The 14,520-nt window shown below is 44.4% G+C and carries 12 protein-coding genes; 2 read left to right on the top strand and 10 right to left on the bottom strand.

Annotated features, from left to right (window positions below; translation table 11 throughout):
* Positions 1 to 71: 71 nt before the first annotated feature.
* Positions 72 to 707, bottom strand: coding sequence for a tetratricopeptide repeat protein (locus ACED53_RS15600; protein WP_017101854.1), 636 nt, complete (start codon positions 705 to 707; stop codon positions 72 to 74).
* A gap of 317 nt (positions 708 to 1,024) precedes the next feature.
* Entirely contained in the window at positions 1,025 to 2,341 is a 1,317-nt protein-coding gene (locus ACED53_RS15595; protein WP_009847885.1) for an adenylosuccinate synthase, read from the bottom strand.
* 171 nt (positions 2,342 to 2,512) lie between these two features.
* Between ACED53_RS15595 and ACED53_RS15590 the strand changes: the two genes are divergently transcribed.
* Positions 2,513 to 2,701 (top strand): DUF2065 domain-containing protein, encoded by a 189-nt coding sequence (locus tag ACED53_RS15590; RefSeq protein ID WP_009847884.1) that lies wholly within the window; start codon positions 2,513 to 2,515, stop codon positions 2,699 to 2,701.
* Positions 2,702 to 2,854: 153 nt separating this feature from the next.
* Here the strand turns inward: ACED53_RS15590 and hflC are convergent, their stop codons facing one another.
* The 8 genes from hflC to tsaE form a co-directional block, all read right to left on the bottom strand.
* Entirely contained in the window at positions 2,855 to 3,832 is a 978-nt protein-coding gene (hflC, locus tag ACED53_RS15585; protein ID WP_009847883.1) for a protease modulator HflC, read from the bottom strand.
* A gap of 2 nt (positions 3,833 to 3,834) precedes the next feature.
* Positions 3,835 to 5,037, bottom strand: coding sequence for an FtsH protease activity modulator HflK (hflK, locus tag ACED53_RS15580; protein WP_009847882.1), 1,203 nt, complete (start codon positions 5,035 to 5,037; stop codon positions 3,835 to 3,837).
* 27 nt (positions 5,038 to 5,064) lie between these two features.
* The gene (gene hflX, locus ACED53_RS15575; RefSeq protein WP_017101855.1) at positions 5,065 to 6,372 is read right to left on the bottom strand and encodes a ribosome rescue GTPase HflX; all 1,308 of its coding nucleotides are present in this window, start codon (positions 6,370 to 6,372) and stop codon (positions 5,065 to 5,067) included.
* 44 nt (positions 6,373 to 6,416) lie between these two features.
* Positions 6,417 to 6,683 carry an RNA chaperone Hfq gene (gene hfq, locus ACED53_RS15570; protein ID WP_004735866.1) on the bottom strand — a complete coding sequence of 89 codons (267 nt, stop codon included), beginning with the start codon at positions 6,681 to 6,683 and terminating at the stop codon, positions 6,417 to 6,419.
* Positions 6,684 to 6,875: 192 nt separating this feature from the next.
* A complete protein-coding gene (gene miaA / locus ACED53_RS15565) occupies positions 6,876 to 7,808 on the bottom strand; it encodes a tRNA (adenosine(37)-N6)-dimethylallyltransferase MiaA (RefSeq protein ID WP_009847880.1) in 933 nt (310 codons plus the stop codon).
* 167 nt (positions 7,809 to 7,975) lie between these two features.
* A complete protein-coding gene (gene mutL / locus ACED53_RS15560; RefSeq protein WP_017101856.1) occupies positions 7,976 to 10,165 on the bottom strand; it encodes a DNA mismatch repair endonuclease MutL in 2,190 nt (729 codons plus the stop codon).
* A gap of 89 nt (positions 10,166 to 10,254) precedes the next feature.
* Positions 10,255 to 11,970, bottom strand: a complete 1,716-nt coding sequence (locus tag ACED53_RS15555; protein ID WP_017101857.1) for an N-acetylmuramoyl-L-alanine amidase — start codon at positions 11,968 to 11,970, stop codon at positions 10,255 to 10,257.
* Positions 11,964 to 12,428, bottom strand: a complete 465-nt coding sequence (gene tsaE, locus ACED53_RS15550; RefSeq protein ID WP_004735870.1) for a tRNA (adenosine(37)-N6)-threonylcarbamoyltransferase complex ATPase subunit type 1 TsaE — start codon at positions 12,426 to 12,428, stop codon at positions 11,964 to 11,966. The genes ACED53_RS15555 and tsaE overlap by 7 nt, the downstream gene beginning before the upstream one ends.
* A gap of 247 nt (positions 12,429 to 12,675) precedes the next feature.
* Between tsaE and queG the strand changes: the two genes are divergently transcribed.
* Positions 12,676 to 13,854 carry a tRNA epoxyqueuosine(34) reductase QueG gene (gene queG, locus ACED53_RS15545; protein ID WP_029225599.1) on the top strand — a complete coding sequence of 393 codons (1,179 nt, stop codon included), beginning with the start codon at positions 12,676 to 12,678 and terminating at the stop codon, positions 13,852 to 13,854.
* Positions 13,855 to 14,520: the final 666 nt, after the last annotated feature.

Raw genomic sequence — 14,520 nt, 5'->3', positions numbered from 1 at the left:
TATCTTTCTAGTTCAAGGCTGATGGTTAACGAGTGCAGTCGTTAATCATCAACCTTAATTAATAATTGTAATTACCAGAACACGTCTCGACGTTTTGCTCGAGCGATAATGTTGTCTGGCATTCTCCGCTCTAAACCGCTTCGAAGCACAGTTATACGCTTATGTTGCCTTTGATCCGCTGTCACCGAGTTGTATAACCAGCGATAAGCATCTTCATAATCTAACGGGCTACCGTAATCACGTAGCAAGAGTTCCGCTAAGTGGATACTTGCACTTAAGTTACCCATTGAAGCTGCTTCACGGAGATATGGAATCGCGCGCTCTTTATCTTGTTGCACCAAAGTGCCAAGAGAATAATAACGTCCTAACTGCTCGAGTGCCGCTGGTAAACCTTGATGTGCTGCGTTTTCCATATAGTAAAGACCAAGCTCTACATCTTGCGGAACACACACACCCCACGCCAGCATATCACCGTATAAAAACTCATAAGAAGGCAAGCTAATACGCGTTGCACGAGCAACGATATCTTCAACTAACTGGCACTTATCAGCTTTCACTCGCTCTAGGTGTTGATTATTCTCAATTAAATTAATCAGTTCAGCTTCTGTATATACTGGAACGGGCTCTCCCACATCAGCCAAATCTGCATGACTCAAGGGTGAGCTCAGCGCCACTATCAATGAAGCTGCTACAATTCGTAGCTTCATACCTGCACTCTATTATCTGTCGTTAAAGCTATCTATTGAGGGCAGCAGACGATTTCTGCACGCACCAAAATAGGGTGAACTTCACTTTCCATGATATCTGTATCGGCAATAACCTTGACGGCTTTAGACAAAACTTGCCGCTAATGGGCAATATTTTGCCATATGGCGTTCAAAAGATCATCACGAACGGCTTCGTTTTCAAATTGCAGGTATTAAAAAGCCGACTTAATAAAGTCGGCTTTTAGAAAACTATTTCATTATCAAAGTACTTTAATTACCTCAGTACGGTTCGTGCTGTGGTAATCACTCAGCTGGCATTATGCGCCGTATGGGTGAACCTTGATGATAGTTTCGTTACGATCTGGGCCAGTTGATACGATATCAATTGGAACGCCAGTTAGGTCTTCGATACGCTTGATGTAATCTAGAGCAGCTTGTGGAAGCGCGTCGATAGATTTAGCACCAAATGTGTTTTCAGACCAACCAGGCATTGTTTCGTAGATTGGCGTCGCTTCTTCGAATGACTCAGCAGCCATTGGAGAAACTTCTAGGATAGAACCATCTTTCATCTTGTAACCAGTACAGATTTTTAGTTCTTCTAGGCCATCTAGAACGTCTAGTTTAGTTAGACACATACCAGATAGAGAGTTGATTTGGATTGCACGACGCATAGCAACAGCATCGAACCAACCTGTACGACGTAGACGACCAGTAGTTGCGCCAAACTCGTGACCAACATCGCCTAGGTGCTTACCGACTGGATCTTGCTTCTCAAGGCCATCGTATAGCTCAGTTGGGAATGGACCTGAACCAACACGAGTACAGTAAGCCTTAGTAATACCAAGGATGTAACCGATGTGACGAGGACCGAAACCAGAACCTGCAGCAACACCACCAGCAGTCGTGTTAGAAGACGTTACGTATGGGTAAGTACCGTGGTCGATATCTAGTAGCGTACCTTGAGCACCTTCAAACATGATCTTGTCGCCGCGCTTACGTGCTGCGTCTAGTTCGTCAGTTACGTCGATAACCATCGCAGTTAACATGTCTGCGTAGCTCATCGCTTGCTCAAGTACTTCTTCGTAGCTTACTGTTTCAGCTTTGTAGAAGTGCTCTAGTTGGAAGTTGTGGAATTCCATAACTTCTTTTAGCTTCTCAGCAAATGCTTCTTTATCGAAAAGGTCGCCAACGCGTAGGCCGCGACGAGCAACTTTATCTTCGTAAGCAGGACCGATACCACGACCTGTTGTACCGATAGCTTTAGCGCCACGAGCGATTTCACGCGCGTTGTCGATAGCAATATGGTACGGAAGAATTAGAGGACAAGCTTCAGAGATGAAAAGACGCTCACGCACTGGGATACCGCGTTCTTCAAGAGGCTTCATCTCTTTAAGAAGTGCGTCAGGCGATAATACAACACCGTTACCAATAACACATTTAACGTTATTGCGTAGGATGCCTGATGGAATTAAGTGAAGAACGGTTTTTTCACCGTCAATTACAAGTGTGTGACCTGCATTGTGACCGCCTTGGTAGCGAACCACGTATTTTGCATCTTCAGTTAAAAGGTCAACGATTTTACCTTTACCTTCATCACCCCATTGGGTGCCTAGAACGACTACGTTATTTCCCATCTTTCCAATTTCTGTTGCTAATTAAAAATGGATTCTAGCACTGAATCACACTTCTTGCAGTCACTTTTTGTTCATAAACGTTAACGCTGTACAAAAATAAACCAGCGATAACTGAGGGCGAATGTGTAAAGATGCTGATATCATTGCATTTTATAGACAAAAGGCAGAACCATGTCTCAATCAATTTGGCTCGCTATTGGGCTCGTTCTTATCGCTGAAGGGCTCGGCCCCTTGATTGCACCTAATGGCTGGAGAAACATGGTCGCGCAACTGAGCGAGCAACCAGACACCCAACTGCGCCGTATTGGCGGTTGTCTTGTGGTGGCTGGTGCCGTTATCGCTTTCATGACCTACCGCTAGGTTTTCTCAAAGTACGGAGCTGTCACTACGACTTCCCTCGAAGATTCAATGGTCAACCTGCAGTCTTCAACGAATAGAAAACAAAAAGGCTCCCATTATGGGAGCCTTTTGATTTTTAGGTACTTCGCTAATTTAATGAATTAACGAATCAGCTTATTTTGCTGGAGCACCGCTTGCTTGATTCATGTATTGGAAGAAGTCAGTCTTCGGATCCAGTACTAGAATGTCGCTCTTATCGCTAAATGATGTCTCATAAGCTTGCAGTGAACGCATGAAGCCATAGAACTCAGGGTCTTTGCTAAATGCATCAGAGTAGATCTTCGCTGCTTCTGCATCAGCATCACCACGAGTCACTCGAGCAGTACGGTCAGCTTCAGCAAGAACAGTCGCGACTTCTAGCTCAGCTTGAGCACGGATAACTTCTGCTTTCTCACGACCTTGTGAACGGTGTCTACGAGCAACCGACTCACGTTCTGCACGCATACGGCGGTAGATAGATTCACTGATTTCGTCAGGAAGGTTAATCTTCTTCATTCGGAAATCAACAACTTCAACACCTAAATCAGCCATCGCACTTTCTGCCGTTCCAGACAAAACGTTTTCCATGATCTTATCGCGTTCGCCATCAACTTCTAGTGCTTCTGCAGCCGCTACCGTTGTGACAACTTCGCTATCAGCAGAGTCTGGCAGGATGTCCTTATTACGAGGACCTGACACGATCTGCTTAATTTCACGAGAACCAATTTCAGAACGAAGAACATCTGTCACTTTACGCTCAAGAAGTGCTTCTGCCGTCATGATATTACCGCCGCCGGTACTCAGGTAAAAACGTCCAAAATCAGCAATACGCCATTTTGCGTAGGTATCAATTAGAACGTCTTTTTTCTCTGATGTTACGAAACGGTCAGAACGACCATCCATCGTTTGAATACGAGCATCAAGTACTTTTACGCGATCAAACATCGGCAGTTTAAAGTGCAAGCCTGGTTCATAGATTCGTGATACGCCGTTGTCATCGAGAACTCGACCAAAACGAATTACCATGCCACGTTCGCCTTCTTGAATCACAAATAGTGACATCAATAGAAGGGCAATCGTCACAACTAATACAGGGATCATTAATTTACGCATTATTAGTATCTCCCTTGACGTGAACTGTCTGAACGAGTTTGAGTGCTAGACTTTGGATCGGCTTGAGTTTCTAACTCAATTTGATCGTAAGTTGATGATGTTTTTGCAGGGCGAGTGCCCGACTGAGAACCACCTTGTGCGCCTAGCTTATCAATTGGTAGGTATAGCAAGTTACCGCTTGATTCAGAATCAATCAGGACTTTCGATGTGCTTGAGTACACTTTTTCCATTGTATCAAGGTACATACGGTTACGTGTTACTTCAGGAGCTGCTTGGTATTCAGGTAGCAGTTTCTCGAACTGAGCTACTTGACCTAGAGCACCATTAACTGTGCGCTCTGAGTAACCCACCGCTTCTTTCTTCAAACGCTCAGCACGACCTGTTGCTTTTGGAAGAATATCATTTCGGTAAGCTTCAGCTTCACGCTCGAAACGCTCTTCATCCTCACGAGCCGCGATAGCATCATCAAATGCATCTTTCACTTGCTCAGGTGGACGTGCTGACTGGAAGTTCACGTCAACAATCAGAATACCCATGTCGTAGCTATCAATAATACGGTTCAACGTTTCTTGAGTGCTTTGACGAATCTGCTGACGACCACTTGTCAAGATACTATCCATTAGTGAGTCACCAATTACCGCACGAAGCGCAGAATCGGTTGCTTGGCGTAAACTGTCGTCTGCATTCGTTACACGATACAAGTATTTGTATGGGTCAGAAACACGGTATTGAACACCCATTTCAACGGTCACAACGTTTTCATCTTTCGTTAGCATGGTGCCAGCAGCACGTAGAGAACGAATCGCTTGAACGTTTACCAGTTGCTCATCTTTGATTTCATCGATAAAGCGTGGGTGCCAGTTAAGACCAGGTTCCTCGATACGGTCGAACTGACCCAGTCGAAGTACTACTGCTCTTTCTGCTTCGCCAACGGTATAGAAACCAGCGAAGAACCAGATAGCAATCGCAATGACAGCAATGACACCAAAGCCAATCGCACCGCCACCACCAATAGATGGCCCGTTACCGTTGCCACCTTTTTTACCAAACTTGCCACCTAACTTTTGACTTAGTTTACTAAACACTTCGTCTAAGTCTGGCGGTCCTTGATCTCGGCCGCCGCGATTATTGTTCTTACCCCAAGGGTCGTTATCGCGGCCGTTATTATCGCCGTTGTTGTTATTTCCAGGCTCATTCCACGCCATTAGAAAGCTCCATCATTTGATATGACGTTATACTGTAGCAGTCTCTTTGGTAACGATAAAGCCACCTAAGAGCGCCCCTTCTCTTTTTTCAAGTTTAGACCAATCTATTTGTTGCATTCGGATACCTATCAACAAGTTACCATTTTCATCATACTCTTCTTGTTGAATACATTTCATCTCAAAGAATAAGCTACGAATACGGCCCTGATGTTGATGTGGAATACACAATCGGAATTGAACCATTTGACTTGCTAAACGCTCAGTTAAAGCTTCAAACAGCAGTTCAATGCCTTCTCCTTCCATTGCAGAAACCCAAACAGCGCGAGGTGCGCCCTCTTCGTCTCTTTCAATTCGAGGTTTTTGGTCTTCCATGCAGTCAATTTTGTTCATGACTACAAGGGTTGGCACTTCATGAGCATCGATTTCTTCTAATACTTCATGAACAGCCTGAATGTTCTCACGAAAGCGGTCATCACTGGCATCAACAACATGTAACAAAATGTCAGCTTCCTGCGTCTCTTGTAACGTAGCCTTGAACGCAGCGACCAAGTCGTGTGGTAGATGGCGGATAAAACCTACGGTATCTGCGAGAATTGCAGGCCCGACATCTGCCAAATCAATCTTACGTAGTGTTGGGTCTAAGGTTGCAAACAGTTGGTCTGCCGCATAAACACCAGCACTTGTGATGCGATTGAAAAGTGTTGATTTCCCCGCGTTGGTATAACCAACCAAAGAAATTGTTGGGATTTCAGCTCGATTACGAGCACGTCGTCCTTGTTCACGCTGCTTAGCGACTTTCGCTAAACGACGTAATATTGCCTTTATACGGTCACGCAACAAACGTCGATCGGTTTCCAGTTGAGTTTCACCTGGACCACGAAGACCAATACCACCTTTCTGCCTTTCAAGGTGAGTCCAACCACGAATCAATCGAGTAGAGATATGACGAAGCTGAGCGAGCTCAACTTGTAGCTTACCTTCATGAGTTCGCGCACGTTGTGCAAAGATATCTAAGATCAAACCCGTGCGATCAATCACACGACATTTACACAATTGCTCGAGGTTTCGCTCTTGGGCAGGAGAGAGGGAGTGGTTAAAAATCACAATTTCAGCACCGGTTAGCTGAACAGCTTGTGCAATTTCTAGGGCTTTACCTTCTCCAACGTAGTATTTAGGGAGTGGGGATTGTCGGCTACCAGTAATCACTTGTAGCGTTTCTACCCCCGCTGAGGAGACCAGCATTTCACATTCGCTCAGGTCTTCCCATTCTCCCTCTTGCGTGAAGTTGATATGAACAAGTACGGCTCGCTCGCCGGATTCATAACGGTCAAACAAGCAACCAACTCCTTATTACAGCGCAAGCTGTATCAATTGAACGATTAATCTTCAGTCTTCTCAGGACGATCAGATGGCGCGCGTTGTTGCTCGCCGCTGTGGTGACTCACTGCACGAGCAGGAACCACAGTAGAAATCGCATGCTTGTAAACCATTTGGTTTACTGTGTTCTTCAATAAGATCACGAATTGATCGAAAGACTCGATCTGACCTTGCAGCTTGATGCCGTTAACAAGATAGATAGAGACTGGAATGCGCTCACGACGGAGTGCATTTAGGAATGGGTCTTGTAGCGATTGCCCCTTAGCCATTTTATTTTCCTTATTTATATTTTGTTGTAATTATTTAGCTAGTGGTACACAAAAAGGTGCGGCCTTTGCATCTGAGCTAAACGAATAAAAAAACTCCGTTGTTATTGAAAGGCTGTGATTTTTAAAAGCCTCAACAACTGATCCTTTCCAGAGTATATTCACGCAAAAGCGATCACATTATACACAGCAATACTAATCAGATGCTATTGCATCTGAAAGAGTTTCTAACGCCTGTTCAATGTTTTCGCTATCCAACCAAGTTAAATCATCCCAACTGCGTAACCAGGTGATTTGTCGCTTGGCCAATTGACGGGTTGCGCAGACACCACGGAAAACCGCTTCGTCTAAATCGCAATTCCCATCTAAATAATCCCACATCTGCCTATAACCAACGCATCGGATCGATGGTAGTTCAGGGTGAAGATCCTCTCTGGCGTACAACGCTTTCATTTCATCTTCAAATCCCGCTTCTATCATCTTCTCGAAACGCAGCTCAATGCGGCGATGGAGTTCTTTCCTTTCCTTGGGAGCTATTGCAAATTGTTTTACACGAAATGGCAGGCTATCGCCTTTCGTTTGAGTTAGCTCTGTTAATGTTTTACCCGAAATTCGATAAACTTCCAATGCCCTTGAAAGCCTTTGTGGATCATTTGGGTGTATTCTTTCAGCGGATACGGGATCTATCTCTCTTAATTGATCATGCAATGCCTGCCAACCCTGTTCAATAGACTCCGCTTCAATCTGCTTACGAATCTCTTGATCCGCGGCGGGTAGTGGCGATAAACCTTCCAACAATGCCTTGTAGTAAAGCATTGTGCCACCAACAAGTAGCGGGATTTTACCTTCCGCTACAATCTTATTCATTTCACTGATCGCATCACGACGAAAGTCAGCCGCAGAATACGCTTCGCTTGGATCGAGAATATCAATCAAGCGATGAGGCGCGAGCGCGAGCTCTCCTGCATCCGGCTTAGCAGTACCAATATCCATGTCTTTGTAGATTAGCGCCGAATCGACACTGATGATCTCTACCGGGTATTTCTGACGCAAGCGGATAGCTAAATCTGTTTTTCCTGATGCCGTTGGGCCCATTAAAAACAACGCTAAAGGTAATTTTTCAGTCATGATATTTTGTATTTATTTCTCTGTTAGAGCACTTAATTAAAAGGCTTCATGTCGCGATACTCTTGTCTACTAAGAAAAGCCTCATCGCAACAGTTAAATCGTAAACAGCCGAAGCCGTAAATAAGCTTAATTTATCTAAAACTCAGCTGTGAAAATTCACCTGAAAACTAAGCCATAAAAGCAGCGATGGTTGCAGAAAAGTCGATAGGATTAACAAATTCGGGATCATCTAATGGAAGTAGACCATGCCAAAGTTGCTCAAGTTCCCCAACTAGTTGAACCGCTTCAGATAAAGTGTAGTCGTTTTTTACTTGTGCTGTCTGAATCCCGATCCAGTTAACCAGTAATGGTAACGTATCGCTAGAAAAGCTATGGCCTTGAGTTTCCGAGGCCTGAGCGTTTATTGAAGCCGCGTAAGATAACAGATCTGGGATCAAAATTTGTAAGTTTTGCTGCCTCAAAGGAGAAGGCACTCCCATCACCATTATCGCTTCGTTATTCCTAGCTTTAAGCTCGATACCAAGCACAGACAGTATTGGACTTAGCGCCTTAGCGACATCGACTAAATCAGCGCCTAATTTGATGGATAAAGGCACTAATAATGGTTGGCTCTTTAACGCGCCATCACGCGTATCAAGCTGACCAACAACACGCAATAACTCAGCCTTAGCCAAAGAAACCAACACACTGCCGTTCTTGTTTCCCATTACCAAATATTGGCGTTCCACTACCGAGACTGCTTTGCCTAAGTCCGTCACAGGTACTCTTGGCTTTAAATGAACAGGGTTCTGTTGAGCAGGCTTAGCTTCTTTATTTTCTATGCTGTCTCTGGTTTCTACGGGTGCCACATGCTCGTGAGGTGAGTATGGTTCTACAACTTGGTCATCAAAATCTGGCGTTTTCAGAAGCTCTTTATAGGCCTTCACTTCTCGCTTAGATGGAGCAGGCTCACCATGATGTTGGTGCGGCTCTTTTTCTTTTTTAGGTTCAGGTCGAGACTCTATCCACTCTTGGCGAGGCGAGCCTGTAAAACTGGTTTCGCGATCCGACGAGCCTCTGCTAGACGATGAACCTCGGTTAGCTGGTGAGCTATAACGCTGCCCACCATCATTAACGCTGTGCTGAGGGTTATCATAAACCTGTTCAGATTCGGCTTTTCTTGGGTAGGCTGGCGTTTGCTCAATAGCATATCTTTCACTATCAGATACTTGAGGTTGTTCTGAACTGCTCGGCATTATGCTTTCAGGCTCTGAGAAACTGGCAATCTCTCCGATACCCGGATTCGAGCTACCTTGCTGATGATGCATCACTTCTGACTGATGAAACGCAGACTGCTTGATCGGTGCTGCATCAATTTGTTTGCTTTGGGCTAAGCCATCACTCAAGGCTTGGTAGATAAAGTCGTGTACAAGGCGGGCTTGATGAAAACGCACTTCATGTTTTGCAGGATGAACATTCACGTCCACCTGATGTGGGTCTAGCTCGATGAACAACACATACGTAGCGAATTGGTCGGGGCGCAAGCTAGTTTCGTAGCTTTGACGAATCGCATGGTTGATGAGCTTGTCACGCATCATACGACCATTCACATAACAGTATTGCAGATCGCTTTGTTGTCTTGCTCCTTCAGGCGTGGTGATCCAGCCATGAAGTTTTAAGCCTTGATGCTCAAGTTCGATCTTAAGCATATGGCGAACAAAAGGATTGCCACATACAGCTGCGATGCGCTTTTCGGCTTGAACTTGTGTTTTTGCAGCGCGGTACTGACGAATCATTTTACCGTTATGACGAAGGTTAATCGTCACATCAAAACGGCTCAATGCAATGCGTTTAAGCAGCTCATCGATATGCGTGAATTCAGTTTTCTCGGTGCGTAAGAATTTACGTCGTGCCGGAGTATTGAAGAACAGATCCAATACCTCAACCGAGGTGCCAATGGGATGCGCTGCTGGCTGCAGTTTCACCTGCATATCACGACCTTCACTATGTGCAGCCCAAGCTTGATCCTGAGTCGTAGGGCGTGAAGTCATAGTTAGGCGCGCAACAGAACTAATACTCGCCAGAGCTTCACCTCGGAAACCTAGGCTGACGATCGCTTCAAGGTCATCAAGAGTATGAATTTTAGAGGTAGCATGACGGCTTAATGCCAAGGCAAGCTCATCTTTAACAATGCCCTTGCCGTTGTCACGAACACGGATCATCTTAGCGCCACCTTTCTCGATATCGATATCGATACGTGTCGCACCAGAATCCAAACTGTTCTCAACCAACTCTTTCACAACAGAAGCAGGTCTTTCTACCACTTCACCCGCTGCGATTTGGTTAGCTAGCCGAGCTGGCAGTATTTTGATCGTCATATGTATAGCTACCTTACTGCCATTTATAGAAGCACTTCTCGCGTTTGAGATTGCTTCTATGTTCTAAACATTACTTCAACATTAGCCAACTATTTGTGCGGAATAATCAGCACTTGGCCAATGGCCAACTCATCGGAACGTAGTTTGTTTGCTTGACGGATACTGTTGACGCTCACGCCATATTTCGAAGCAATCTTGCCAAGATAATCACCTCTTGCGACTTTATGTTTACGTAGAGGTATATCTTTTACTTCAACCGTAATACGTAACTTTTGGCCTACTCTCACGGTTTCTGATTTCAAGCGGTTCTCACGTTTAATGCTTGCTACCGATACTTTGTAACGGCTAGCTATCTTGCCTAAGTACTCTCCAGACTTAACCGTGTGTGTCAGCGTTTTACGGCTTGTTGTGGTAGCCGCTTGTGAACCCGAGCTTGGAATTTTTAGAATTTGCCCTACCGCTAAGCTCGTCGACTTCAAACCATTCAACTTCAATAATGCTTGTGTAGACGAGCCGTACCTCTTCGCAATCACAGACAATGATTCACCACGCTGTACTTTGTGCTGACTGGTAGAGTTAGAAGATGCCGCCGCGTTAGAAATAACAATCCCTTCTGGTGGATTCGCTTTCAAATATTTAACGACCGCTTTGGTCACAGCCCGCGCAAGTTTGTCTTGATGCGAACGTTGGAAAAGAAGCTTCTCTTCGGTCGGATTCGAAATAAAGCCCGTTTCTACAAGTACCGATGGAATTTGTGGTGAACGTAACACTGCCAAGCTGGTGTTAATCGGCTTACTGTTATGCAGTTTTGCGACCTTACCCATTTCAGAGAGAATGGTCGTTGCCAGTTTGTAGCCCTCTTTTTGAGAGTGGCTAAACTGCAAATCAAGCAGGGTTTGGTTGACGTTTTTATCTGCAATATTGCCAGTAAACGCAGCACCGCTGCCGCCCAGCAATTCTGACTGCTTCTCTTTGTTCTCAATCCAACGGGAAATCTCAGTATTTGCCCGTCGAGTATTCAACACGAACACCGAACCACCTCTTGGTTGAGGCGTCGTAAAGGCATCGGCGTGAATAGAGATCAAGAGGTGTGCTTCGTTCTCACGAGCAATTGCAACACGTCTGTTCAGGTTTACAAAGTAATCAGCATTACGTGTTAAACGCGTTTTGATTCCCGGAACTGCATTCAACTGCGCAGCGATCTTTTTCGAAATACTAAGAGTCGCATTCTTCTCATATTTACGAGATGGGCCAATGGAACCAGGGTCTTCACCACCGTGGCCTGGGTCAATCACAATCAGAACATCACGCTGACGCTTAACTTGATTGAGGTTCTTACTCACTGTTGGCTTAGTCGGCGTTGATGTTGCTTTGCCTTTACTTGCCGCACCATGAGGCAAATCGATCACCAAGCGATGTCCGTACTGACCACCAGGAGTCGGACTGAGTTTAAACAACTCTGCTTTAGACGACTTCTTTAACTCAAAAACCAAGCGATAGGTGTTTTTGTCTGGCGGTGAGCTTTTACGAATCTTAGATAGAACGGGGCTGTCTTTCACCACGACCGGTAACTTAGTTGCAAGGTTGGTCTTTTTTAAATCAACAACCAAGCGACTCGGGCTACTCAGGGTGAAATAGCTGAAATCCGCTTCTGATTTTAAATCGATAACCACACGAGTTTCTTCTGGAGAAGGCCAAACCCTTAAACTCTTTAGTGAGTTTGCAGAAACAAGTGAAGAAAACAGTATAGAAAAAACAGCAGCCAACATAGCTACTGCTGAAATAAGGCGTCTAGAAATCAACATAACTCCAACTGACTAAGTAAGCGCTGTCCGTATTCACTGTTAGCGGTTAAAGAAACAATGCGGTGATCGTCTTGGTAACGAATATCAATATCCAAATCTGCTTCTGGTAGCATTCCATAACCTTTCTCTGGCCATTCAACCAAACAGATAGCATCTGGCGTGAAGTAGTCACGAATCCCCATAAACTCTAATTCTTCAGGATCGGCTAGGCGATAAAGATCAAAATGGTACACCTGCCAATCGGCAAGTTGATAAGGTTCAACTAGAGTATACGTTGGGCTCTTTACATTTCCTTGATGGCCAAGTGCTTTTACAAAACCACGACTGAAGGTCGTTTTACCTGCGCCAAGATCACCATGCAGATAAATAGTTGTCTGCTGTGAGCAAAGATTAGAAAGCTCCGTTCCTAATTGAATCGTTGCTTGTTCATCTTTCAAAGTAAATTGTTTCGTGCTCATGAATACGTTCTCTAAAAATCGATCGTTGACTATATAAAAATCAAAAGAACAAGAATAGTAAACCGTGATGCTTTTGGGAGACAAGCACTCAAGTGTAAGTTCTATGAAAAATACTGATCAAAACACGTCTGTTCTGGTCAATACCACTAAGATCCGTTAAGATCCGCCCCCATTTTTGCCGAACCTAATTTTAATTAGCCTTATCTCTAATTGTAAAACAGAGAAAATAAGAATTAAGAATTAAGCCATGAATCTAGACCATCTTGCTGAAAAAATTAAAATCTGGGGAAAAGAACTAGGCTTTCAAAAAGTTGGCATCTGCGATGTTGATTTAAGTGAACATGAAGCCCCTCTTCAAGCATGGCTAGATGCTGGCAACCACGGCGAAATGGATTGGATGGCTCGACATGGGATGATGCGTGCTCGTCCCAATGAACTTCACCCAGGCACCATTCGAGTGATCAGCGCCCGAATGAACTATCTACCACCAGAAGCTCAGTTTGCCTCTAACCTAAGCGATACCACTCAAGGTTATATCAGCCGTTATTCTTTAGGCCGCGATTATCACAAATTGTTCCGCAACCAGTTGAAAAAGCTGGGACAAAGAATCGAGAAGGAAGTCGAAGGTTTAGACTCACGTCCTTTCGTGGATTCAGCGCCCATCTTGGAACGACCGCTCGCTCAAAAAGCAGGGTTGGGCTGGACAGGTAAACACTCATTAATTCTTGATAAAGACGCTGGCTCTTGGTTCTTCCTAGGAGAATTGTTAGTTAACATACCTCTTCCAACAGATGAACCCAGTGTCGATGAGTGCGGCAAATGCACCGCATGTATCACCTCTTGTCCAACGGGCGCCATTATTGCTGATGGCGTAGTGGATGCTCGAAAATGTATCTCGTACTTAACCATTGAATATGATGGTGTGATCCCGGAAGAGTTTAGAGACGCAATTGGTAATCGTATTTACGGTTGCGATGACTGTCAGTTAGTTTGCCCGTGGAACCGCCATGCCGAACTCACTGAGCAAACAGACTTCCAGCGCAGAGAAGACTTCCGAGAGGCAGACCTTGTTTCACTTTCAAGTTGGGATGAAGCGACCTTCCTAAAGAAGATGGAAGGCTCAGCGATAAGACGTATTGGACACACCCAATGGTTACGCAATATTTTTGTTGCTATGGGCAATGCGCCATTTCAACAACGCATTGTTGAAACACTGGAATCTCATCGAGGCAACAACGAAATGCTGGATGTGCATATTGAGTGGGCTTTAAATAAACAACTACAACAGTTACCCAATGCTAGCAGCATGCAAGAAGATAGCTCTACGCAGAAAAATAGCTGTGTGCAAAAAAATAGCAGCAAAATCCTCACCAAAAAGCACAGGCTAATACGCATCGTTGAGAAAGGGCTACCAAGAGACGCCTAGCCCCTTAGCCATCAACGATTGGCAGGTCAACCCACACCAACAACCCACCATACAACACAACTCGTTGCACATGATTTTCGAACAATGTTTGACCTTGTTCTCAATTCTAACAATGTGGAAAAAATTCAGAACTCTCGTAAACTTCCGACACCCACGTAAAGTTAAACACAGTACCGATAAATGATTAAGATCAAAAAACAACAAGTTAACGATCTTTTATCAAATTCAAGGTAAGCATTCAACCTGATAAAAAACAATGAGTTACGATCGGCACAATTCAGCTAATATACTGAAAACAAGAAAGATCTTTTAGAGAAATGTAAAGAATTAGGTCTGAAATAACTTTATCAACCAAGTTATCCACACTTGATACTTTGTGGATAAGTCTGTTTATAGATATGAAAAACCTCAAGTATCTGCTTCAGAGACCTGATGTTTACTAGCATTCTTGTTGCTAACAAAAATTTAAGACAAAAAAATATCCACCATAATGGAGGATTATTTGCTTTTTGGGGGGATTATGCTTCGCAGCATTAAAGAAAGAGCGTGACCGGTAAGGTCGTCTTTAAACACTGTGGTTTAAAGAGTTTTGTTTACCATGAAAAGTAAACTGGAGCGATACATCGGGTTCGAACCGATGACCTCAACCTTGGCAAGGTTGCGCTC

This window comes from Vibrio sp. 1F169, assembly GCF_041439605.1.
Classification (GTDB): Bacteria; Pseudomonadota; Gammaproteobacteria; order Enterobacterales; family Vibrionaceae; genus Vibrio; species Vibrio tasmaniensis_A.
Note: the sequence above shows the minus strand (reverse complement) of the source record. Positions and strands in the feature narration are given on the sequence as shown.

Bases quoted from the DNA above. Each gene is read 5' to 3' on its own strand.
- mutL (WP_017101856.1), bottom strand. From the start codon at position 10,165: ATGACGATCAAAATACTGCCAGCTCGGCTAGCTAACCAAATCGCAGCG.
- queG (WP_029225599.1), top strand. From the start codon at position 12,676: ATGAATCTAGACCATCTTGCTGAAAAAATTAAAATCTGGGGAAAAGAA.
- ACED53_RS15590 (WP_009847884.1), top strand. From the start codon at position 2,513: ATGTCTCAATCAATTTGGCTCGCTATTGGGCTCGTTCTTATCGCTGAA.
- miaA (WP_009847880.1), bottom strand. From the start codon at position 7,808: ATGACTGAAAAATTACCTTTAGCGTTGTTTTTAATGGGCCCAACGGCA.
- hfq (WP_004735866.1), bottom strand. From the start codon at position 6,683: ATGGCTAAGGGGCAATCGCTACAAGACCCATTCCTAAATGCACTCCGT.
- hflK (WP_009847882.1), bottom strand. From the start codon at position 5,037: ATGGCGTGGAATGAGCCTGGAAATAACAACAACGGCGATAATAACGGC.
- ACED53_RS15600 (WP_017101854.1), bottom strand. From the start codon at position 707: ATGAAGCTACGAATTGTAGCAGCTTCATTGATAGTGGCGCTGAGCTCA.
- ACED53_RS15555 (WP_017101857.1), bottom strand. From the start codon at position 11,970: ATGTTGATTTCTAGACGCCTTATTTCAGCAGTAGCTATGTTGGCTGCT.
- tsaE (WP_004735870.1), bottom strand. From the start codon at position 12,428: ATGAGCACGAAACAATTTACTTTGAAAGATGAACAAGCAACGATTCAA.
- ACED53_RS15595 (WP_009847885.1), bottom strand. From the start codon at position 2,341: ATGGGAAATAACGTAGTCGTTCTAGGCACCCAATGGGGTGATGAAGGT.
- hflC (WP_009847883.1), bottom strand. From the start codon at position 3,832: ATGCGTAAATTAATGATCCCTGTATTAGTTGTGACGATTGCCCTTCTA.